Source organism: Allorhizocola rhizosphaerae, assembly GCF_003426775.1.
GTDB lineage: Bacteria > Actinomycetota > Actinomycetes > Mycobacteriales > Micromonosporaceae > Allorhizocola > Allorhizocola rhizosphaerae.
In genome coordinates this window covers 1-21900 of record NZ_QJUG01000144.1, presented here as the reverse complement: position 1 = coordinate 21900, position 21900 = coordinate 1, and the positions used below count along the sequence as shown (strand labels likewise).

General features: G+C 67.6%; 19 protein-coding genes. 14 read left to right on the top strand and 5 right to left on the bottom strand.

Going from position 1 to position 21900, the window contains the following annotated elements; genetic code table 11:
- The 3 genes from DM816_RS27095 to DM816_RS27085 form a co-directional block, all read left to right on the top strand.
- A partial coding sequence (locus DM816_RS27095) for a response regulator transcription factor (RefSeq protein WP_162907887.1) occupies positions 1-210 on the top strand: 210 nt, incomplete at its 5' end.
- Between the two features lie 30 nt (positions 211-240).
- Positions 241-837 (top strand): TetR/AcrR family transcriptional regulator, encoded by a 597-nt coding sequence (locus DM816_RS27090; RefSeq protein WP_211588870.1) that lies wholly within the window; start codon positions 241-243, stop codon positions 835-837.
- 75 nt (positions 838-912) lie between these two features.
- Entirely contained in the window at positions 913-1740 is an 828-nt protein-coding gene (locus DM816_RS27085) for an imine reductase family protein (RefSeq protein ID WP_117213219.1), read from the top strand.
- Positions 1741-1756: 16 nt separating this feature from the next.
- Here the strand turns inward: DM816_RS27085 and DM816_RS27080 are convergent, their stop codons facing one another.
- Together DM816_RS27080 and DM816_RS27075 are read right to left on the bottom strand one after the other, a co-directional pair.
- Complete coding sequence (locus tag DM816_RS27080) at positions 1757-2707, bottom strand: acetylxylan esterase (RefSeq protein WP_211588869.1); 951 nt, start codon at positions 2705-2707, stop codon at positions 1757-1759.
- Positions 2697-3716: a LacI family DNA-binding transcriptional regulator gene (locus DM816_RS27075; protein WP_117213217.1), complete on the bottom strand. Its 1020-nt coding sequence runs from the start codon at positions 3714-3716 to the stop codon at positions 2697-2699. The genes DM816_RS27080 and DM816_RS27075 overlap by 11 nt, the downstream gene beginning before the upstream one ends.
- A 283-nt stretch (positions 3717-3999) precedes the next feature.
- On the opposite strand from DM816_RS27075, the gene DM816_RS27070 reads away from it, so the two are divergent.
- The 8 genes from DM816_RS27070 (at position 4000) to DM816_RS27035 (ending at position 15609) form a co-directional block, all read left to right on the top strand.
- On the top strand, positions 4000-6324 hold the full coding sequence (locus tag DM816_RS27070) for a beta-xylosidase/alpha-l-arabinosidase (RefSeq protein ID WP_117213216.1): 2325 nt from the start codon (positions 4000-4002) through the stop codon (positions 6322-6324).
- A complete protein-coding gene (locus DM816_RS27065; protein ID WP_170318876.1) occupies positions 6317-7321 on the top strand; it encodes an ABC transporter permease in 1005 nt (334 codons plus the stop codon). The genes DM816_RS27070 and DM816_RS27065 overlap by 8 nt, the downstream gene beginning before the upstream one ends.
- Entirely contained in the window at positions 7315-8259 is a 945-nt protein-coding gene (locus tag DM816_RS27060) for a carbohydrate ABC transporter permease (RefSeq protein ID WP_246002272.1), read from the top strand. Before DM816_RS27065 ends, DM816_RS27060 begins: the two co-directional genes overlap by 7 nt.
- A 56-nt stretch (positions 8260-8315) precedes the next feature.
- Positions 8316-9956, top strand: coding sequence for an ABC transporter substrate-binding protein (locus tag DM816_RS27055; protein ID WP_117213215.1), 1641 nt, complete (start codon positions 8316-8318; stop codon positions 9954-9956).
- 60 nt (positions 9957-10016) lie between these two features.
- The gene (locus DM816_RS27050) at positions 10017-11477 is read left to right on the top strand and encodes a GH39 family glycosyl hydrolase (RefSeq protein ID WP_117213214.1); all 1461 of its coding nucleotides are present in this window, start codon (positions 10017-10019) and stop codon (positions 11475-11477) included.
- Positions 11474-12148, top strand: coding sequence for a YesL family protein (locus DM816_RS27045; protein ID WP_117213213.1), 675 nt, complete (start codon positions 11474-11476; stop codon positions 12146-12148). The genes DM816_RS27050 and DM816_RS27045 overlap by 4 nt, the downstream gene beginning before the upstream one ends.
- A gap of 2 nt (positions 12149-12150) precedes the next feature.
- A complete protein-coding gene (locus DM816_RS27040) occupies positions 12151-14151 on the top strand; it encodes a beta-galactosidase (RefSeq protein WP_246002273.1) in 2001 nt (666 codons plus the stop codon).
- A gap of 195 nt (positions 14152-14346) precedes the next feature.
- A complete protein-coding gene (locus tag DM816_RS27035) occupies positions 14347-15609 on the top strand; it encodes a tetratricopeptide repeat protein (protein WP_162907886.1) in 1263 nt (420 codons plus the stop codon).
- A gap of 23 nt (positions 15610-15632) precedes the next feature.
- Here the strand turns inward: DM816_RS27035 and DM816_RS43895 are convergent, their stop codons facing one another.
- Positions 15633-16055 carry a M15 family metallopeptidase gene (locus DM816_RS43895; protein ID WP_211588868.1) on the bottom strand — a complete coding sequence of 141 codons (423 nt, stop codon included), beginning with the start codon at positions 16053-16055 and terminating at the stop codon, positions 15633-15635.
- A gap of 321 nt (positions 16056-16376) precedes the next feature.
- On the opposite strand from DM816_RS43895, the gene DM816_RS27025 reads away from it, so the two are divergent.
- Together DM816_RS27025 and DM816_RS27020 are read left to right on the top strand one after the other, a co-directional pair.
- Positions 16377-17072, top strand: a complete 696-nt coding sequence (locus DM816_RS27025; RefSeq protein ID WP_117213209.1) for a response regulator transcription factor — start codon at positions 16377-16379, stop codon at positions 17070-17072.
- A gap of 220 nt (positions 17073-17292) precedes the next feature.
- A complete protein-coding gene (locus tag DM816_RS27020; RefSeq protein ID WP_281274369.1) occupies positions 17293-18168 on the top strand; it encodes a sensor histidine kinase in 876 nt (291 codons plus the stop codon).
- Between the two features lie 52 nt (positions 18169-18220).
- On the opposite strand, the gene DM816_RS27015 is transcribed toward DM816_RS27020, so the two are convergent.
- Positions 18221-18676, bottom strand: a complete 456-nt coding sequence (locus DM816_RS27015) for a hypothetical protein (protein WP_246002271.1) — start codon at positions 18674-18676, stop codon at positions 18221-18223.
- 170 nt (positions 18677-18846) lie between these two features.
- Between DM816_RS27015 and DM816_RS27010 the strand changes: the two genes are divergently transcribed.
- Positions 18847-19608: a Calx-beta domain-containing protein gene (locus DM816_RS27010; protein ID WP_162907885.1), complete on the top strand. Its 762-nt coding sequence runs from the start codon at positions 18847-18849 to the stop codon at positions 19606-19608.
- On the opposite strand, the gene DM816_RS27005 is transcribed toward DM816_RS27010, so the two are convergent.
- On the bottom strand, positions 19592-21900 hold a 2309-nt coding region (locus DM816_RS27005; protein WP_117213206.1), incomplete at its 5' end, for an ATP-binding protein. The genes DM816_RS27010 and DM816_RS27005 overlap by 17 nt on opposite strands.

Below are 21900 nucleotides of genomic sequence, written 5' to 3'. Positions count from 1 at the left end.
CACCCCCGCCCCCACCTCGACAGCCTCACCACCCGCGAACGCGACATCCTCGCCGCCCTCGGCCGCGGACTGTCCAATGCCGACATCGCCGCCGAGCTGGCTATCACCGAGGCCACGGCCAAAACCCACGTCTCCCGCGTCCTGGCCAAACTCGACTGCACCTCACGCGTCCAAGCCGCCATCATCGCCAAAGAAGCCGGCCTCGCCTGACGTGCCCGACGCGGGCGCTAGGGTCGGAACGTGACCAAGCTGAGCCGTGAACAACGGCGGCTGCAACTCCTCGCGATGGCCGAGGAGATCGTTCGTGACGAGGGCACCAATGCGCTCACCCTGGTCCGGCTGGCCGAGCGCGCCGAGGTGTCCAGGCCCATCGCCTACGACCACTTCAAGACTCGCGAAGGGCTGCTCATGGCGCTCTATCAGCGGTACGACGAAATGATCGGGCAGAACATCCGCGACGCGCTGCCGGGCGACTCCGCCTCTCTGGACGAGGTCGTGTCAGTCATTTGCACCGCCTACATCGACGGCGTGCTGGCGGCCGGCCCGCAGTGCGACGCGGTCTACGCGGCGCTGGCGGGTCATCCGGAGACGCGTGCCTTCCTGCGGTCCTCTCGCCAGTTCTATGTGTCGCAGATGCAAGCCGCGCTGGCGCGGTTCGCCGATCTGTCCGGCCGGAAGGACCGGGCCGTGCTTGTCGGGTTCCTCGGTGTCATCGAGGCCGTGGCCCGAGACGCCGCCGATCGGCGGCTGTCCCGTGCGGCGGCGATCGACGGCGCGACGGCGGTCATCGTCGGCGGTCTGCGCAACCGTGTCGCGGTGAAGTCCGGCCGGGGCTGAGCCGATCACTCGACAACCTACAAAATGTAGGTTACGTTTTGTAGGTTGTTGCGGATCGGCGCATTTGGAGGAAGCATGCAGACGACAACCGGCTCCGTGACGGTGCTCGGCGTGAACCCGCGGGCGGCCGCGATCGCCAACGCCCTGGCCGCTTGGGGTCACGCCATCACGGTGTGGGACGAAACCGCGGATGATGCCGCCCAGGCGCTCGACGCCGCGCTGATAGTGGTGTGCGTCGAGAACTACGACGCGCTGTGGCCGCTGCTGAGCCGGCATGAGCAACGGCTGGCCGGCCACGACATCGTGAACCTCACGTCCGGCACCGAGGCGGACGCGCGTTCCGCCGCGGCGCGGCTCACCGGACGCGGTGCCCGGTATCTCGACGGCGCCTTGATGGCGCACCCGGAGCATGTCGGCGACCCGCACACCGTCGTGGTCTACAGCGGTTCGGCCGAGGTGTTCCACCGGCACGAGAGCGTGCTGTCCGCCCTCGGCAGCGCGACATACCTGGGCGAGGACGCGGCGACTGCCGCGCTCTATGACCTGGCGATGCTGAACTTCGCCTGGGCGACGCTCATCGGATACCTGCAATCGGCCGCGCTGCTGGGCACGGACGGTGTCGCGGCCAAGACGCTGACTCCACTGTTCACGCGTTGGCTGCGGACCACCGTGGCAGAGGTCATCGAGGGCTACGCCGATCAGATTGACGCCGGCGCGTATCCCGGCGACGGGGAGTGGCTCGAACTGGACTACCCGTTGATGGATCACCTGATCCGCACCACCGACGCGCGCGGGCTCGACTCCGCCCTGCCCCGGGTGGTCGAGGCGGTGACGGCGAAGGGTATCGCGGCCGGCCACGGCAAGGACAGCTTCGCGAGCCTCGTGCGAGTCCTCCGGCGATAGACCGGCGCAATGTGTCCTAAGCGGACAGCCGCGCCCGCAGCCAGCCAAGCTGGAGCCGGACGTGCAACGCGTCGCCGTTCTCGTGGTTGTTGAACGGGTAGGCGTGGATCTCGCGGTCCGTGCCACCGTAATGGTTGTAGGCGGCGTAGGCCGTGCTCGGTGGGCAGGTGGTGTCGCGCAGGCCGACCCCGAAGTGGGCCGGTGCGCTCGCCCGCCTGGCGAAGCTTACGCCGTCTACATAGGACAGCGTGCGCCGCACGGCCGCCTCCGATAAGCGATTCACCCCAAGGTAGCTTGCGATTTCTGTGTACGCACCGAACTGCGCCGTCTCGATCGCCCGCTGCACGTCGCACATGAACGGCGCGGTGGTCACCAGCGCGGCGAGGTCGGGCACGAGCCCCGCCACGGCCAGCGCGAGCCCACCACCCTGGCTGTTTCCCACGGCCGCGACCCGCGCCGGGTAAACCCCCGGCAAGGCCCGCACGGCGTCGACCGCGCGCACGGCATCGGTGATGAGCCGGCGATAGTAGTAGGTCTCGGGCGAGAGGATGCCCATCGTCGTCGGCCGGTGCCCGCCGGGCGTGCCCGGGTGCGGGTCGGGCGTGTCACCGCCATTGCCGAACAGGTCGCCCTGCCCGCGCACGTCCATCAGCAGGTGCGCGTAACCCGCCACGACCCACGTGAGCCGCTCGTGCGGCAGGCCGCGCCCGCGCCCGTATCCGACGAACTCCACGACCGCCGGCAACGGACTGTCCACTCCGGACGGCCGCAGGTACCAAGCCCGGATCGGATCGCCGCCGAATCCGGCGAATGTCACGTCCCAGCAGTCCACCAGCGCCAGATCGGTCTGCATGGGCCGCACGTCGATCAACGGCGGTTTGGCGCGGGAATCCTCCAAAGTGGACTGCCAGAACGCGTCGAAGTCGTGCGGCTCATCGATTTCGGGCAGGTACTGCTCAAGTCGCATGTGCATCCTTCAGCGGCGCCGTGCTTTCCCGCACGATCAGTTCGGTCACCATGTCGACCCGGCTGGTCTGCAGGTCAACCCCGCGGGCGAGGTCGAGCAGCATGCGCATGGCGGTGCCGGCCATGTCCTGCAGGGGCTGGTTGACAGTCGTCAGCGCCGGGCCCATCCAGGCGGCGACGGGCAGGTTGTCGTACCCGATGACAGAAAGGTCTTTGGGCACATCGAGTCCGAGCCGCCGCGCGGCCCGCAGCACGCCGAGGGCCTGCAGGTCGGACCCGGCGAAGATGGCGGTCGGGCGGTCGGGCATGGTCAGCAGCCGCATGCTGTGCTCATCTCCCGCGTTGACGTAGAAGTTGCCCCACCGCACGAGATCCGGGTCGAGCGCGATCCCGGCCTCATCGTGTGCGAACCGGTAGCCCGCGACCCGCGCCTGGCTGCACAGCACGTCCTCGGGGCCGGAGATGATCGCGATGCGCCGATGGCCGAGCTCCAGCAGATGCCGTGTCGCCAGCAGGCCGCCGTTCCAGTTGTTGGAGCCGACCGTGGGCACGGACGCCGAGGTCGCGCTGTCGGTGTCGATGACGACGAACGGGATGCCCTGGCGCTGCAACTGCTGCCGCTGGACCTGGGTCAGGTGGCACAGGACGAACAGCACGCCGAGCGGGCGCCGGGCGAGCACGCCGTCGAGCCACTGCTGCGGCGGCAGGTGTTCCCCGCCGAGCTGGGACAGCACGATGTCGATTTTGGCCGCGGTGGACACGGCCTCGACGCCGCGGATGATTTCCATGGCCCACGCGGAGTTGAATTCGTGGAAGACCAGGTCGATCTGGCCCTTGCCGGTGACCGGGCGTTTGGAGCGGCGGCGGTAGCGGTGCCGCTCCAGGCTCTCCTCAATCCGCGCCCTTGTCCCCGGCGCGACGTCTGACCTGCCGTTGAGCACCTTCGACACGGTCGTGACCGAGACGCCGACCTCGTGGGCGATGGTCGCGATGGTTGCGGAACGAGTCATCGAAATCTCACCTAGCGTCGCCGGAAGTTTCGGAGCAACCCCTGTGGCCAGAGGGCCTTGTCAAGGCCGGTCATAGCGCGTCACCCAGCGCTGGCCCGCGGGTCGCATCTGGACCATACACCAAGCCCCCGCCCACTTCAGAGACCCTTGACACGCCCATCCACGTGCGCCTATGGTGCCGCCAGATGTAACGAAGTTTTACCGAAAGTTTCGGTGCATATCGGAGTGGACCCCCGATGGCTCCATGCGCGGCGCCCTCATCCGACCGAAAAGCAGGGGTGGCATGAGAAATCAGTTGCCAGTCGAACGGTGGCGCGACATGCGGCGCACGCCGGTCGAACGGGCCGAGGCGCTTCTCCCGCTCATGACGCTGGAGGAGAAGATCGCTCAGCTCGGCTCGGTGTGGGCGGGGGCCGAGGCTTCCGGCGACGGGGTCGCGCCGTTGCAGGCCGACAACATGCCGGGCGACGGCCCGCCGTTCGGCGAGCTGATCCGCAACGGCCTGGGCCAGCTGACCCGGCCCTTCGGCACCGCGCCGGTCGACCCGGTCGCGGGCGCTCGTGCCTTGGCCGCCGCGCAGGCGCAAATCGTTGCGACCAACCGGTTCGGCATCCCGGCGCAGGTGCACGAGGAGTGCCTGACCGGGTTTGCCGCCTGGCAGGCGACCGCCTATCCGGCACCGCTGTGCTGGGGCGCGGCGTTCGATCCCGAGCTGGTCGAGCGGATGGCTGTCCGGATTGGACGAACGATGCGCGCCGCCGGCGTGCATCAGGGGCTCTCGCCCGTGCTCGACGTGACCCGAGACTACCGCTGGGGCCGCACCGAGGAGACCATCGGCGAGGATCCCTATCTGGTCGGAACCGTTGGGGCGGCCTATGTCCGGGGGCTGGAAAGCGCCGGGGTGGTCGCGACGCTGAAGCACTTCGCCGGCTACTCCGCCTCGCGTGGTGGCCGCAACCTCGCGCCCGTGGCGATGGGCCGGCGCGAGCTGCAGGACGTGATTTTGCCGCCGTTCGAGATGGCCCTGCGGCTGGGTGGGGCCCGTTCGGTGATGAATTCCTATTCAGAGATCGATATGGTACCGGTCGCGGCCGACGCCGGCCTGCTGACCGACGTGCTTCGGGGCGAGTGGGGTTTCACCGGCACCGTGGTCTCCGACTACTTCTCCGTGCGGTTCCTGGAGACGCAGCACGGGGTGGCCGCCGACGGCGCGCACGCCGCGGCGCTCGCCCTGCGCGCCGGCATCGACGTCGAGCTGCCGCGCGGGGACGCCTACGCGGCCCCGCTGATCGAGGCGGTCAAGTCCGGCGCGGTCGACGAGGCGCTGATCGACCGCGCGTTGCTGCGCGTGCTCGCGCAAAAGGCCGAGCTTGGCCTGCTCGACGAGGGCTGGAAGCCCGTGCCCGACGGGCTCGACGAGCTCCGCTTCGACGACGAGATCGGCCAGGACATCGCGCTGCGCCTGGCCAGGCAGTCGATTGTGTTGGTGCACAACGACTCTGGCGCGCTGCCGCTCGCGTCTCACAAGAAGGTGGCGTTGGTCGGGCCGGTGGCCGACGACCCAATCGCGATGCTCGGCTGCTACTCGTTCCCGGCGCATGTCGGGGTGCGCTATGCCGACTATGGGCTGGGGCTGGAGATCCCGTCGCTGCGCGCGTCGTTGCCACACGCCGTGTTCGAGCCGGGATGCGCCATCACCGGCGATGACGCCTCCGGCATCGCCGCCGCCGTGGCGGCGGCCGCCGAGAGCGATGTGTGCGTGCTGGCCGTGGGCGACCGGGCCGGGCTGTTCGGGCGCGGCACGTCCGGCGAGGGCTGCGACGCGACCGACCTGCACCTGCCCGGGGTGCAGGAGGAGCTGGTGCGGGCCGTGCTCGCCACGGGCACACCGGTCGTCCTCGTGCTGCTGAGCGGCCGGCCCTACGCGCTTGGCCCCGCGTTCGACGGGGCAGCGGCCATCGTGCAGGCGTTCTTCCCGGGCCAGTTGGGCGGGCAGGCGCTGGCCGAGGTACTCACGGGCGCGGTGAACCCGTCCGGGCGCCTGCCGGTCGGCATCCCGCGCGACGCGGGCGGCCTGCCAACCACCTACCTCGCCCCGCCGCTCGGGCGCCGCTCCGGGGCGTCCTCTGTGGACCCGACGCCCGCTTTCCCGTTCGGGCACGGGCTTTCCTACACGGCGTTCGAGTGGACCGAGGCGAGCGGGCCCACCGCATGGGCCGTCGACGGCGAGGCAGACGTGCACATCACGGTCCGCAACACGGGCCCGCGCGCCGGCACCGAGGTGGTCCAGCTCTATCTGCACGACCCCGTCGCGCAGACCACGCGCCCGGTGGTGCGCCTGGTCGGATACGCGCGGGTGCCGCTGGAGCCGGGCGAGGCGGCCCGGGTCACGTTCACGGTTCCGGCCGATGTCACATGGTTCACCGGAGCGCACGGCAGGCGCATCGTCGAGCCGGGCGACGTGGAGCTCCGCTTTGGACGGTCGAGTGGCGATTTCGCCGGGGTCGTGCCGCTGCGCCTCAGGGGCGAGGAGCGCGAGGTCGGCCACGACCGGCAACTGTTGACCACGGCCCACATTGAAGCCATGGGTGGAGGCCGCCATGAGTAAAGCCGTCGATGCCGCGCGCGTCGCGCTGAACAACCCCCGGGTGGAGATGGAGCCCGCGCACCACACCCAGCGGGCACAAAAGCGCAAGGGCCACAAGCGAAGCTGGCGGCTCGCGATTCGGCGCGACTGGCAGCTGTATTCACTGATCATCCTGCCCCTGCTGTTCTTCCTCGTCTTCCGATACCTTCCGATGCTCGGAAACGTGATCGCCTTCCGCCGGTTCCAGCCGGGTGGCAGCGTGCTCGGTGAGACGTGGGTGGGCCTGCGCTATGTGCGGCTGTTCCTGAACGACCCGACGTTCTGGAAGGTGTTCACCAACACGCTGGTGCTGGGCACGCTGACGGTGGTGGTCGTCTTCCCGCTGCCCATCGTGCTGGCGCTGCTGCTCAACGAGGTCCGGGCGCGCAAGCTCAAGCGGCTCGTGCAGTCCATCTCGTACCTGCCGCACTTCCTGTCGGTCGTGATCGTGGCCGGCATGGTGATGCAGCTGCTGTCGATCGACGGCGCGGTGAACCAGGCGGTGCGGGCCGTCGGCAACGACCCCATCTCGTTCATGCAGCTGCCCGAGTGGTTCCGCACCATCTATGTGTCGTCGGAGGTGTGGCAGACGGTCGGCTGGGGCACCATCCTGTACCTCGCCGCCCTCACCACCATCGACAGTGACCTCTATGAGGCGGCGCGCATCGACGGCGCCAACCGGTGGAAACAGACGTGGCACGTGACCCTGCCCGGGATCAGGCCCACGATGATCACACTGATGATCCTCAACATCGGCACGTTCATGGCCGTGGGCTTCGAGAAGATCCTGCTGCTGTACAACCCGCTGACGTATCCGACCGCCGACGTCATCTCGACCTACCTGTACCGCATGGGCATCGTGTCGAACAACTTCAGCTACGCCGCCGCGATCGGTCTGTTCGAGGCGTTGATCGGACTCACCCTGGTCCTGACGGCCAACCAGATTTCGCGCCGCACAGTGGGGACGAGCCTGTGGTAGCCATCGACAGCAAGGTGATCGAGCGCAAGGCGGAGTCGATCCTGGAAGCCCCGCGCCCCAAGGGGCACCGCGTCAGCCGCGGCTACCGGGTCTTCCAGGTGTTCAACGGGATCATCCTGACCATCGTGGTCGTGGTGACGCTGTATCCGTTCGTCAACATCGTGGCCCGCTCGTTCAGCGAGGAGGGCTACATCCGGTCGGGACAGGTCAACCTCATCCCGAAGGGGTTCAACATCACCACGTACCGGATCGTCGCCTCCGATCCGACCTTCTGGGTCAACTACCGCAACACCGTGGTCTACACGGTCGTGGCCACCGTCATCGCGATGTTCATGACCACGACCTACGCCTACGTACTGTCCAAAAAGCACCTTCGGGGGCGCGGTCTGCTGATCGGCCTCGCGGTGTTCACCATGTTCTTCTCCGGCGGGCTCATCCCGCACTACGTGCTGATCACCAGCCTGGGCATGAAGAACACCATCTGGGCCATCGTCCTGCCCAACGCCATCAGCGTGTTCAACCTGCTGGTGATGAAGGCGTTCTTCGAGAGCCTGCCGGTCGAGCTGGAGGAGGCCGCGGCGGTCGATGGCATGAGCACCTACGGCATCCTGTGGAAGATCGTGCTGCCGCTGTCCAAGGCGGTCATCGCCACCATGGTGCTGTTCTACGCCGTGTCCTTCTGGAACTCGTGGTTCTCGGCGTTCCTCTACATGGATCGGATTGACCTCTTCCCGGTCACCGTGTATTTGCGCAACCTGATCGCGGGCGCCACCGGTGCGTCCCAGACGGGCGGTGTCACCAGCGACGACGTGACTGCGGCGGCAGCCAACATCCAGTCCGTGACGATGGTGCTCACCACCGTGCCCATCCTGCTCGTCTACCCCTTCATCCAGAAGTACTTCGTCTCCGGGGTGATGCTCGGCGCCGTCAAGGGGTAGCGGGTGAACGCTCCAACCCGTTACACACCAACGCCTTTCGTACGAAAGGAAGTATCATGTTCAACAGACCCTGGCGTCGCGCGGCGATAGCCGCCGTGGGCGTCTTGACCCTTGCCCTCACCGCGTGCAGCAGCGGCGAAAGCAACGAGGGCGAGGACCTTTCGGCCAACCGCGCCGGCGCCATGGAGAAGTACGCCGTCGGCGACCAGTTCAAGGCCACCGAACCGCTCAACTTCACCATCCTTTACAACAACCACCCCAACTACCAGCTCAAAGAGGACTGGCTGTTCTGGAAGGAGCTCAAGGACCGCACCAACGTCACGTTCACCCCGACCGCGGTGCCGCTGAGCGACTACGAGCAGAAGCGCAGCCTCATCATCGGGGCGGGCGACGCGCCCTTCATCATCCCGAAGACCTACCCGGGGCAGGAGGGCCCGTTCGTGGCCTCGGGCGCGGTACTGCCGGTCAGTGACTATCTCGACCTGATGCCGCACTTCAAAGACAAGATCGCCAAGTGGAACCTGCAGGGCGACCTCAACACGCTGCGCCAGGAGGACGGCAAGTTCTACCTGCTGCCCGGCGTGCACGAGAACGTCTGGATCGACTACTCCGTCGCGATCCGCACCGACATCCTGGAGAAGCTCAACCTGAAGGTCCCGGGCACGTGGGACGAGTTCTACAACGTGCTCAAGGCGATGAAGGCCGCCTACCCCAACCAGTACCCGTTCTCCGACCGGTGGAGCAAGCCGACTCCCGGCGGCGCCCTGTTCAACGTCATGGGCAGCACCTTCGGCGCGCCCGGCGGCTGGGGCTACAACAACGCCACGTGGGACGACAAGGCGAAGAAGTTCGTCTTCACCGGCGCGATGAACGAATACAAGGCGATGCTCCAGTTCCTGAACAAGCTCGTCAAAGAGGGCCTGATGGACCCGGAGAGCTTCACGCAGGCCGATGACGCGGCGACGCAGAAGTTCACCTCCGGCAAGTCGTTCGTGATCAGCACCAACGCCCAGACGCTGATCAACGAGTACCGTCCGGGCCTGGCGAAGACCGACCCGGCCGCCAAGGTCGTCAAGATCCCGGTGCCGGTCGGCCCGGCCGGTGACGTCAAGGCCGGCTCCCGGCTGGAGAACGGCGTCCTGATCTCGAAGAAGGCGCGCGACAGCAAGAACTTCGTCGCGATGATGCAGTTCATCGACTGGCTGTGGTACTCCGACAAGGGCCAGGAGTTCGCCAAGTGGGGCGTCGAGGGCGTCACCTACACCAAGGACGCGTCCGGCAAGCGCAAGCTGGCCGCCGATGTCAACGTGGTCGGCCTCAACCCGTCGGGCACCAAGCACCTGCAGAAGGACTTCGGCTTCTTCAACGGCGTGTTCGCCTATGGCGGCACGTCGGAGCTGCTGCAGTCGTTCTTCTCGGAGGAGGAGCAGGTGTTCCAGAAGGCGATGAACGCCAAGAAGACGCTCCCGCTGCCGCCCCCGCGGCCGTTCAACGCCGACGAGCGGGAGCAGGCCAACCTGTGGGAGACCCCGCTGAAGGACTACGTCATGCAGCAGACCCTGCAGTTCATCCTGGGCCAGCGGGACTTCAGCCAGTGGGACGCCTACCTCGGCGAGCTGAAGACCAAGAACATGACGCAGTACATAGATCTCGTAAACAAGGCGCACGAACGCTATAAGTCCAAGCACGGCGGGTAAACAAAAACTCGGTTGGGCCGCGCACGGGCGGCCCAACCGCCTTTCTCCCTAAGGAAATTGATGCGCATCCACGTCTTGGATCGGGAGTCGGGCACGCTGAGCCAGGCCTGGCGGTATTGCGTGGGCACGGGCCGGTTCGAGCTCGCGCTGCGCCGCGACTACCAGGACTCGCTGGCGCTGATCCAGCGCGAGATCGGGTTCCGGCACATCCGCGGGCACGGGCTGTTCAGCGACGGCGTGGGCATCTACCGGCCATACGAGCACGAGGGCACCCGTGGGGTGCGGCATGCGTTCACCTACGTGGATCAGGTCGTGGACGCATACCTGGACATGGGCATCGCGCCGTTCGTCGAGCTGGGGTTCATGCCCGCCGAGCTGGCCTCCGGCGACCAGACCGTGTTCTGGTGGCGCGGCAACGTGACCCCGCCGCGCTCGTGGAGCGAATGGGCCGCGCTGGTGAAGGCGACCGTCGCGCACCTGGTCGACCGGTACGGGCTTGAACAGGTCCGCACGTGGCCGATCGAGGTGTGGAACGAGCCCAACCTGAAGGACTTCTGGGCGGGCGCCGACGAGGCGGCCTATCACCGGCTGTATGAGGTGACGGCCAACGCGGTGAAGGAGGTCGATGCCTCGCTCCTGGTGGGCGGGCCGGCCATCTCGCCCGGAGCCGACGAGTGGATGGTGCGCTTCGCCGAGTTCGTGTGCGACAGGGGTGTGCCGGTCGACTTCGTGAGCCGGCACGCGTACACGTCCGAGAATCCGACGCTGGTGCCGTTCGGATCATACCAAAAGCTCGCGCCGGCAACGGAATTGCTCGCGCAGTTCGCGTTGCCGCGCGAGCAGCTGCGCGGGACGCCGATCGAAGGGCTGCCGGTGCACATCACGGAGTTCAATTCTTCGTACCGGCCCGACAATCCCATCCACGACACGGCCTTGCACGCGGCCTATCTCGCGCCGGTCGTCGCCGCGGGCGGGGACCTGTGCGATTCGTTCTCCTACTGGACGTTCAGCGACATGTTCGAGGAGATGGGCGTGCCGACCGCGCCGTTTCACGGCGGCTTCGGGCTGCTGACCCATAGGCAGATCAAGAAACCCACTTTTCACCTGTACGCCTTCATGGCCCGCATGGGCGGGCGGATCCTCGCCCGCGACGACCGCTGTCTGGTCACACGGGATGAGAATGGCCGGGTGACGGTGCTGGCGTGGGGGGACGTCAGCCTGTCGGTTCCTATTGCCGGGCAAGGGGCCGCGTTTGTGCTGCGGTCGTCGGTCAGCGAGGAGGCGGGCAACGCCTGGGCGGCGTGGAAACAGATGGGTCAACCGCGCTCGCCCAGCCGGCGCCAGCTCGACGTGCTGCGCGAGGTGGCCGAGCCGGCGCGCACGCACTCGCGTCTGCCGGTCGCCGATGGGCGCGTGGAGCTCGATCTGACGCTGGCCCGGCACGAGGTGACCCTGGTCGAAATCGATGCGGTGGCTGACGAGACCCCGCCATGGTGGGACGAGGGTAGGTTACGTGGATGAGCAGTGTTTCGGCGTGGCAACGGTTTGGCGAGGGTCCGCTGTCGCGTGCGGCGGCGCTCGTCTACACACTGATCGTGGTCGAGCTGATGCTGCTGATCGCCATGCTGCCCGGGATCGTGCCCCTGATGCTGCTGGATCGCGACGTGAGCAACGTCCCGTTGGCGGCCGCGTGCGCCATCCCGGCCGGGCCCGCGCTGTCCGCGGCGCTCTATGCGTTGCATCGCCGCACGTCCGATCTGACTGAGCTGCGGCCGGCGCGTGCGTTCTGGCGCGGGTACAGGATGAATATCGGGGTTTTAAAGCTCTGGATCCCGTTGCTGGTGTGGCTGGCCATCATCGGGGTGAATCTCGGCAATCGCGTGCAGGCGGGCATCCCCGTGTGGTGGGCGGTGCTGCTGGGCGTCATCGCATTGGTCGCGTTGGCCTGGGGGGCCAACGCGCTCGTGATCGCGTCGCTGTTTTCTTTCCGCGCAAGGGATGTCGCGCGGTTGGCCCTGCACTTCTTGCCGCGCACGGCAATCGGGGTGGTGAGTCTGCTCATCGTCGCGGCGGCGGTGGTGGCATTGCTGACCGAGGCGGTGCTGGCGTTACTGGGATCCGTGTTCGCGCTGGCCCTGCTGCGCGGTTGCCGGTCGATGATTGCGTTGATAACAAAGGAGTTCACGGCTTGAAGGTGTGGTTCGGCGGGGACTACAACCCCGAGCAGTGGTCAAAGGACGTCTGGGACCAGGACTACCGGCTGTTCGATGAGGCGCGCATCGACACCCTCACCGTTGGCGTCTTCAGTTGGGCGCTCACCCAGCCGGCACCGGATGTGTACGATTTCACGACGCTGGACGGGATCGTCGAGCGGGCGTTGGCCGAGGGCCGCAACATCTGTCTGGCAACGGGGACGGGCGCCCACCCGGCGTGGATGGCGCGCATCTTCCCGGAGGTGACCCGGGTCGACTTCGAGGGGCGCAGGCATCGGTTCGGGCAGCGGCACAACTCGTGCCCGAGCTCGCCGGTGTTCCGCAAGCATTCGGCGGAGATGGCGCGGCGGCTGGCCCGGCGTTACGGCAGTCTGCCCAATGTGGTCGCTTGGCACGTTGGCAACGAATATGGCGGCGCGTGTTACTGCGACCTGTGTGCGGCGGCGTTCCGGGTGTGGCTGCGCAACCGGTACTCCACATTGGATTCGCTTAATGAGGCTTGGTACACGAGGTTCTGGTCGCACACGTTTACCGACTGGGACGAGATCGAGCCACCGTCGGCGCTCACCGAGCACTGGCGCGGACCGGACCACACGGCGTTTCAGGGCATCACGTTGGACTATCTGCGTTTCATGTCCCACGCGATGCTGCAGAACTTCGCGGACGAGAAGGCGGCCATCCGGGAGTCCGATCCGGACACTCCAATCACGACAAATTTCATGGGCATGTACCGCCCGATCGACTATCATCGGTGGGCCTCGCATTTGGACTTCGTGTCGTGGGACAACTATCCGCCCGACGACAAGTCGCCCGAGCGGATGGCACTGGCGCACGACCTGATGCGCGGGCTCAAGGGCGGGCAGCCGTTCTGGCTGATGGAGCAGACGCCCAGTTACACGGCGAGCAGGGACGTCAACCCGCTCAAGCGGCCTGGCATCATGGGGCTGTGGAGCTGGCAGGCGGTCGCGCACGGGGCCGATGCGGTGCTGTTCTTCCAGATGCGCGCCTCGCGCGGGGCCTGCGAGAAATACCACGGCGCGGTCATCGGGCACGCGGGCAGGTCGGACACTCGCGTTTTTCGTGAGGTGGCGGCGCTCGGCAGGCAGCTGGATGAGCTGGGCGCGGTGACGGTGGGCGCGCGGACGCCCGCCCGGGCCGCCCTGCTGTTCGACTGGGACAGCTGGTGGGCGCTGGAGCTGTCCGACGGGCCGTCGCGGTTGGTGCGCTATCAGGCGGTCGTGCTGGCCTACTATCGGGCGTTGTGGTCCTTGGGGGCGCAGGTCGATGTCGTACCGGTGACCGCTTCACTGGACGCCTACGACATCGTGGTGGCGCCAGCCCTGCACATGCTCAAAGCCGGTGTGGCGCAACGGCTTGAGGATGTCGCTCGGCGCGGCGGATCGGTCGTGACGACGTTCCTGTCGGGGCGGGTGGACGAGAACGACAACGCGTTCCTCATGGACGTGCCCGGACCGCTGGGGCCGTTGATGGGCGTGCGGGTGGACGAGTGGGACGCCCGCGGGCCGGAGGTGGTCAACCCGGTGCTGCTCGGCGACTCCGTGGTGTCGGAGGCGAGCCTGCTGTTCGAGCTCGTGATCCCGCAGGGCGCCTCGGTCGTGGGCGTGTATCAGGACGACTTCTACGCGGGCACGCCCGCGGTGACCCGCAACGCCTTCCACGCCGGCGAAGGGTGGTATGTGGCAGCCGGGCTCGACCAGACGGGTGTCGACTGGGTCGTGCGGCAGGTGCTCGACCGGCACGGCCTGACCGGGCCATACGCGGACGTGCCGGGCCTGGAGGCCGCCGTGCGGGTCGCCCCGGACGGCACGCGCCTGGTGTTCCTGCTCAACCACAACGCCTCGCCGGTCGAGGTGGCGTCGTGCTCCACCGGGCTCGATCTGCTCTCCGGCGAGCGGGTCAGATCCGGCCGCCCCATCCGGCTCAACGCCCACGGGGTCGCGCTCGTGCGCGTGGATCGCTGATAGCGGGTTCGCGGTAGGTCATGCCTTCAGTGAAGGCAGCGTGGTGTTATCACCGCGTATGTGTCTTTCGATACGTCGACGATATGTTGCGGCCGTTACGGTGAGCCCGTTTCTGTGCTGCTGCCGCCTCGGCAGGGCGCTGCACGAGAGAGGGGAAATACGTTGGCTAGTAACGGAGAATGGGATCGCCGTTCGGTGTTGCGAGGCGCCGCCGCAATGGCCGGTGCCGCCGCGACCGCGCCACTGCTGGGTGAGCCGGCGATGGCGCAGGCCGGCCCCAGCGGTGACGCGGACGCACTGTTCAAGGCAGGGAAGTTCGACCAGGCCGCCCGCGCGTACGAGGAAATACTGAAGCAAGACCCCACGAACCTGCACGCCGGCCGCCGGCGTGGCCATATCGGCCTACTGGGCAACAAGTTCCCCGAGGCCGAGAAGTATCTCAAGCTGGCCCTCACGCTGGCGCCCAGCGATCAGGAAACCAACCGGCTCCTGGGCGACTGCTACGTCCGGCAGGACAAGTTCCCTCTTGCCGTACCACACTGGCAGGCGGCCGGCGAGCAAGCGTACGCCATATGGTTCGCGGCATTCCGCGGCGAGCCTTATCAGATCCACGGCGACATCGCGCGGGTGCCATGGAAGCAGATGGATCCGGCACCGCTGGTGGAGGCCTCGCTGAACGGCGGACCGCCGAAGCGCTTCTCGTTCTACACCCGCGTCGCGACGGTGGGCATGTCGGCGCGGCTAGCCGAGGAAGCCGGGCTGCGCGCGGTGGCCGCGCAAAAGCTCGACTACCTGGACCCGCCCCGATGGATGTACTTCGGCGTGCTGGACTCCTTGCGGCTGGGCGGCATCGAAGTACGCAACGTCCCCGTGAGCTGGTCGGACGACGACGAGCCGAGTCGGACCGGCGGGCCCGGAATGTTCGGCACGTGGCTCATGTACCACTTCCTGACCACCATCGACTACGCGGGCCGGTCGCTGATCCTGCGCCGCAGAACCCCCGAAACGGCCAGGAAGGCACGCGCCGACGCCGAACGGGCGGGCGCCGAGCCCCTGCCGCTGTGGCTGGCCCGTGAGCACTTGCTGTACAGCAGGGGTAGCATCGCCGGCTCCGGCCCACGGGTGATGGGCCTGAACATCGGCGGGCTGGGCGAGATGGTCGCGGGCATGTCCGTGGAAACGGCCGAACGGTTGCGGGTCCGCACCGACTACGACCGCCCGGTAGACACCTCGACCGGGCTCCTGCCGGCCACCGTCTACCCGTGTTACCCGAAGGAGGTCCGCCTCGGCAACGCCACCGCCAAGGAGGCTTACTGCTTGGCGAACCCAAGGCAGCCGCTCGCCCCTCACGGGTTCGACGTGCTGGGCCACTTCTCCCACAGCTTCTACAAGCCCTACAACATCACCCTCGACTTCACCGACATGAACGTCTACATCGCCCGCGGCAAGGCCGGCTGACGACGCAGAACCGGGCGTGCCGGTCACCGCTGCATCCTTGGATCGTGCGTGGGGTCGGCATACATGGGCGGGCAGCCATCGTCGATGGCTTCAGGGCGCAGTTCGTAGTGCCACGGTTCGTTGCGGTAGATCTGGCACAGCCCGTAATCGGCGCCGTGCCTGGACAGCCACGCCGTGGCCCTGGCGGGCCCAATGTCGATCGCGTCCCCCGACACGTGAGCAGACGTGTCGGGGGTCGACACCCATCGGGCGGCTTCCTCTTCCGAGCCGTGCTCCGAGATCGCCTCACGGAGCAGTTGTTCCTGGTACTCCGGGGAACGCCAGCCACTGTTGACGATGAACTCGACCCCGTCGCCCGCGGCATCAGTCGCTGCCCGGCGGACGGCATCGAGCAGATCGCGGTCGAGTTTGGCCACGGCCGGAAATTCGTCATCGAAGATCGTCACGCCGTCAGGGACGACGCCATCAGCGACGCCGACCGCGTGCGCTGGCGCCTCACCGGGTGGACCATAGTGGTTGCCGTGAACAGAGTCGCCGAATGGCGCCGGTGAGGAGGATGGGAACGCAAGTGACTGCTGATAAACGAGGACACCGATAAGCGCCGCGCCGACGACGAGGGCAGTGAGGATGGCCGGTCGGGTGCGGTGGGCTCTTGTTCGTGCTGGTTTGCGGTAGGTCATGCCTCCAAGTCAAGGCAGCGTGATGTTGCCAGCCCGTATGTGGTTTTTGATATGCCGACGATATGCGCAGCTCGTAGCATCGGGAGGATGCGTGTGTTGATCGTCGAGGACGAACCCTTTCTGGCCGAAGCCATCCGCGATGGCCTACGCCTGGAGGCGATCGCGGCCGACATCGCCGGTGACGGTGACACCGCTCTGGAACTGTTGAGCGTCAACGCCTACCACATCGCCGTCCTCGACCGCGACATCCCCGGCCCCTCCGGCGACGAGATCGCCAAAGGCATCGTCGCCTCCGGCAGCGGCATGCCGATTCTCATGCTCACCGCTGCCGACCGGCTCGACGACAAGGCCACCGGGTTCGAACTCGGCGCAGACGACTACCTGACCAAGCCCTTCGAACTCCGCGAACTCGTGCTCCGGCTCAGAGCACTCGACCGCAGGCGGGCACACAACAGGCCGCCTGTGCTCCAGATCGCAGGCCTGCGGCTGGACCCTTTCCGCCGCGAGGTCTACCGCGACGGCCGCTACGTCGCGCTCACCCGTAAGCAGTTCGCCGTGCTCGAAATCCTCGTCGCGGCCCAAGGCGGTGTCGTCAGCGCCGAAGAACTACTGGAACGGGCGTGGGATGAGAACGCCGACCCGTTCACCAACGCCGTGCGCATCACCGTCTCGGCCCTGCGGAAACGGCTCGGCGAACCCTGGGTCATCGCCACCGTGGCCGGCGTCGGCTACCGCATCGACACGGCACCCGGCGCCGAACGTGAGGGAGGGGACCGTGGATAGGCAGCCTGGTTTCAGCGTTCGCCTCAAACTCACCCTCAGCTATGCCGGGTTCCTCATGGTCGCAGGCGCCTTGCTGCTCGCCGCCGTGTGGGTGTTCCTTCTGCGATACGTGCCCGACGGTGTGCTCACCGCCCCTATGCCCGGGCGCATGCCCGGTCCTCATATTCCCAACCGGTCCGACCTCCTGCGCGCCTTCGCTCCGAGGGTGGCCGCAGTCTGGGTGTTCCTGCTGGTGTTCGGTCTCGTGGGAGGGTGGCTTCTCGCCGGCCGCATGCTCACCCCGCTGACCCGGATCACCAACGCCACACGCATGGCCGCCAACGGATCCCTGTCCCACCGCATCCGGCTGCCCGGCGACCAGGATGAGTTCCGCGAACTCGCCGACGCCTTCGACACCATGCTCGCCCGGCTCGAGGCACACGTCGCCGAACAGCGGAGATTCGCCGCCAACGCCTCACACGAGCTGCGCACCCCGCTTGCGATCTCGCAGACACTTCTCGACGTGGCCCGCAACGATCCGACACAGGACACTCGCGAACTCGTCGACCGGCTCCACGCCGTCAACATCCGAGCGATCGAACTCACTGAAGCGCTGCTCGTGCTCAGCCGCGCCGACCAGCGGTCCTTCACCCGAGAACACGTCGACCTGTCGCTCATAGCGGAAGAAGCCACTGAAACGCTTCTGCCCCTCGCAGAAAAACGCGGCCTCACCATCGAGACCTCCGGCGATATGACTCCCACCATCGGCTCACACGCGCTGCTGCTGCAAGTGACGACGAACCTCGTGCACAACGCGATCGTGCACAACCTGCCCGGACAGGGCACCGTGTGGGTGACGACCGGCGTTCAATCCGCGACCGCGGTGCTCACCGTCGAGAACACCGGCGCGAGGCTCACCCCACAATTCGTCTCCACGCTCGTCGAGCCGTTTCAGCGCGGCACCGAACGCATACGCACCGACCACGCGGGTGTCGGCCTCGGCCTGGCAATCGTCAAGAGCATCACCCAGGCACACGACGGAACCCTCACCCTGGCCCCCCGGGCCGCCGGCGGGCTCTGCGTCACGGTGCAGCTGCCTGCGTCCGGCACCAAATGACGGCAACCGCCTGAGGCCCTTCGGCACAAAGGCCTCAAGCGGTTTTATCTGATCAGAACCCGTAGTTCGTGCCGTAGATGTTGTGGTTGACGGCATTGCCGACGTTGTAGTCGTCGCCCCAGCCGCAATACCAAGTCGTGCCGTTGTCCAGGCAGAGGTGGATAGCGGCCGTGCCCGGGATGGCCGAGGCGCCGTCGTTGAAACTGTAGCTGTCCCACGCGGTGCCGAACGGGCCGTAGTAGCCGACCCAGCCGTTGTTCTCCACCCAGACCGACGCCCGCCAGCCGGTGTAGTGGCTGCGGAAGTTGGCCTGATAGTAGTGGTTCTCGTTGCACGTGCCGGTCACCGGCACCTCGCTCACCGCGATGATCTCGTTGATGATGAGGTGGCTGGTGATCTCGTTGTCGGCGCCCTTGCACCGGGCCTGTGCCACGCCCGGCAGGGTCGCCTGCACGACGAGCATGGACCCGATCAGGCTCAGCGCCGCGATGACCGCGCGAATGCCCATTGTTCCTCCCTGGAATCGTTGAATGCCGCCAAACCAACGGCATCGCCGTTGCGGCGCGGTTGCCGCAGGGTTGCCGCGTGCCCGTATGCGCTGCACACGGCCCTCGCACAACATCGCTGCAACCGCCGTGGCCTATAACCCAAGCCAAGGAATGAAAAGGGGTGGTGCGCATGCGACGCACGGTGCGTCATATGGCGGTGATCGGCCTTACGGCATCGGTGGCACTGGTGGCAAGCGGTGCACCTGGCGCGGCTGAGGGCACCTGTGATCCGCGCAATGTCAGTGTCCTCAATGCGTCGGCGCAGGAGGGCGGCGTGCTGAACTTCAGGGTGACGACCTCCGGCTGTGCGGGCGCAACCGTGGAATACCAGACAGCGTCGGGCGCTCTTGGTTATCCGGCGGCCACCTCGGGTGGCGACTTCTCGCCGAAGTCCGGGCAGCTGAGCTGGGCGCCTGGCGAGGCCGGCGACAAGACGATCAGCGTCGACGTCGGCGACGACTTCAGCGCCGAGCCCGACGAGGGCATGACGCTGAGCCTGCATACCCCCGACGGGCTGACCATAGTGGACGGCTCGGCGCGGGGGGTCATCGTGGACAACGATCTCGTGGTCGATCTGCTCAGCGAGCCGTTCTGCCCCGATGAGCCGTGCCTGACGTGCCGGATGGTCGCGCAGGCGAACGCTCCGGTGCCCCGGGACACGACCGTCTACTTCGAGACCCGCGACGGCACGGCAATGATCGGCGCGGACTTCGTCGCACCCGCGACCAGCGTCGTCATCCCGCGCGGCGCCACCCGGGCCGATTTGGGCATCCGCCTCGTGAACGACACGGTGAGCGAGCCGGACGAGCACTTCACGGTCGCCATCCGAAAGCTATCGGCGGGCCGCGTCGGCATTGCCACCGTCACCGTCAGAATCATCGACGACGACTGATCGCGGCGGCCATGCGGTCCGCTTCGGCGTGCGCATTGGCCTTGCGGTAAAGGCCGATCGCGAGCTCCCAATGGTGTTCGGCGGCGGGGTCGCCGGTCAGGTCGGCCAGATCCCCGAGGTTGCGCTGCAGGCTCGCCTCGTCGTAGGTGTCGGGCAGCGTCCTGCGCAGCTCGGCGCCGGCCATCAGGTGCCGGCGCGCCGTTTCCCGGTCTCCCAGGCGCAGATGGGCTTCGCCGAGATGGTTGAGAATCCGTGCCTCGCCGTGCCGGTGAGCGATCATCCGGCTCAAGGCGAGGGCCTCACTCAACAAGCCCGCGGCGGCGATGGCGTCGCCGCGGGCGAAGTGGGTCAGGCCGATGTTGTCGAGCGCGTCCATCTCCTGCCGGCGATCGCCGACCGCTCGGCTGATCGCCAGCGCCTCTTCGAAGCAGCGCAACGCCTCGTCGTGCTGCGCCCGCCCGAGATGGGCCTCGCCGAGGCTGTCGAGCACTCCGGCCTCCAGCCGCCGATGGCCCAGGGCACGGCTGCCCGCCAGTGCCCGCTCCAGGTGCGGGACGCTGAGATCCGGGCGGCCCATGCGGATGTGCACATAGCCCAGGTTCCGTTCGGCGACGGCGACACCGAACTCGTGGCCGCAGTTGCCATGCATTTTCAATGCCATCCGGTACGCCTCAACAGCCGCGTCAAACCGGCGCATCTCCGCACAGGCGCCGCCGATATTGTTGTAGACATACGCCATTGCCCGCTCATCGCCGAGCGGGCGCATCAGCGCCAGCGCCCGCCGATGGCTGTCCAGCGCGAGTTGGAGCTGATAGGTCGTGCGATAGGCCACGCCGAGCGCGCGATGCATCTCCGCCTCGACCGCAGCGTCGCCGAGCAGGCGGGCGGCGCCGACCGCGTGCCGGCACATGTCCACCCGCTGCGACCAGTGCCCGTGGGCGTCGAAGAACGCGGTGAGCAGATGCACCAGCTGGCACGCGGCGGCGGGCTGGCCGTGCTCGCCCGCGAATCGCACCACCGGCAGCAGGTTGTCCCGTTCGGACTCCAAAAAGGACAGTGCGGCCTCGCGTGAGCCGGTGTCGAAGGGCACGGGCGGAGCGGGATGGCGCAACACCGGTGCGATCCAATCGCGGCTTGGATCCAGCACTCGGCTTGCGGCGTCCGCGACGGTCAGGTACCAGTCAAGAAGTCGTTGCGCCGCTTCCACCCGCACGCCTTCGGGCTCGTCGGCCACGGCGCGGCCGTGCGCGAACAGCTGCACCAGATCGTGCAGCAGATACCACCCCGGCTCCGGCTGCGTGATCAGGTGGCCGCCCACAAGCTCGGCCAGCGCGTCCGGTCGCGCCCCGAGCGCCGCCGCCAGGTGGGAGCTGATCCGAGGCCCGGGATGCAAACCCAGCAAGCGAAACAGGCGCCTGGCCCCGGGCTGCAGCGCCCGATAGGCGCTACTGAACACGGCCTCCACGGTCTGCGCACCGTCCTCGACGCCAAGCTGCGCGAGCCGGTCGCCATTGGACAGTTCGGCCACGAACGCGCCGATGCTTCGGTGTGGCTGCATGGCGAGCTTGGCGGCCGCGATGCGCAGGGCCAGCGGCATCCGTCCACAGAGGACGGCCAGCTGCGCGGTGGCGTCGGGCTCTCGCGAAACCCTTGCGGCGCCGAGCATCCCGGCCAGCAGATCGTTGGCCTCCGCGTCGGTGAGCACATCGAGCACCACCGGATGCACCTCGGCGTGGGTCATCAGCGCGGCGAGGTTCTTGCGGCTGGTGACGATCAGCACGCTGCCGCCGTCGTTCGGGATCGCGGGGATGACCTGCCCGGTGGCGCCGGCGTTGTCGAGCACCACGAGCATCCGCTTGCCGGCCAGCAGGGAGCGGTAGAGTCCCACGCGCTCACCGAGCTCGTTGGGCACGCGACCGTCCGGGACACCGAGGCAGCGCAGCAGCACCGCCACGATTTCGGTGGGCGCGAGCGCGGCGGTGGGGTCGTGGCCGCGCACGTCGACGAACAGCTGGCCGTCGGGGTGGAGGGCGGCGATCCGGTGCGCGAACTCGACCGCGAGCGAGGTCTTGCCTATGCCGCCCTGGCCGCAGATGAGCACAACGGGCGAGCCGGCAACGCTTTCCAGCGCTTCGAGCTCGCCGGTGCGCCCGGTGAAGTAGCCCACGCGTGCCGGCAACTGCGCCGGGCGGGGGAGCGCGAGGGTGGCGGGCGCGCGGGGCCCGGCGACGCTTCCCGGCGCGCGCAGCTGCGCGGGGGCGACACCGCGCAGCATGGCGGTGTGCAGCTCGG

Excerpts from the sequence above, each read along its gene's own strand:
- DM816_RS27085 (WP_117213219.1), top strand. The coding sequence starts at position 913 with ATGCAGACGACAACCGGCTCCGTGACGGTGCTCGGCGTGAACCCGCGG.
- DM816_RS27080 (WP_211588869.1), bottom strand. The coding sequence starts at position 2,707 with ATGCGACTTGAGCAGTACCTGCCCGAAATCGATGAGCCGCACGACTTC.
- DM816_RS27075 (WP_117213217.1), bottom strand. The coding sequence starts at position 3,716 with ATGACTCGTTCCGCAACCATCGCGACCATCGCCCACGAGGTCGGCGTC.
- DM816_RS27070 (WP_117213216.1), top strand. The coding sequence starts at position 4,000 with ATGAGAAATCAGTTGCCAGTCGAACGGTGGCGCGACATGCGGCGCACG.
- DM816_RS27065 (WP_170318876.1), top strand. The coding sequence starts at position 6,317 with ATGAGTAAAGCCGTCGATGCCGCGCGCGTCGCGCTGAACAACCCCCGG.
- DM816_RS27055 (WP_117213215.1), top strand. The coding sequence starts at position 8,316 with ATGTTCAACAGACCCTGGCGTCGCGCGGCGATAGCCGCCGTGGGCGTC.
- DM816_RS27050 (WP_117213214.1), top strand. The coding sequence starts at position 10,017 with ATGCGCATCCACGTCTTGGATCGGGAGTCGGGCACGCTGAGCCAGGCC.
- DM816_RS27045 (WP_117213213.1), top strand. The coding sequence starts at position 11,474 with ATGAGCAGTGTTTCGGCGTGGCAACGGTTTGGCGAGGGTCCGCTGTCG.
- DM816_RS27025 (WP_117213209.1), top strand. The coding sequence starts at position 16,377 with ATGCGTGTGTTGATCGTCGAGGACGAACCCTTTCTGGCCGAAGCCATC.
- DM816_RS27015 (WP_246002271.1), bottom strand. The coding sequence starts at position 18,676 with ATGGGCATTCGCGCGGTCATCGCGGCGCTGAGCCTGATCGGGTCCATG.
- DM816_RS27010 (WP_162907885.1), top strand. The coding sequence starts at position 18,847 with ATGCGACGCACGGTGCGTCATATGGCGGTGATCGGCCTTACGGCATCG.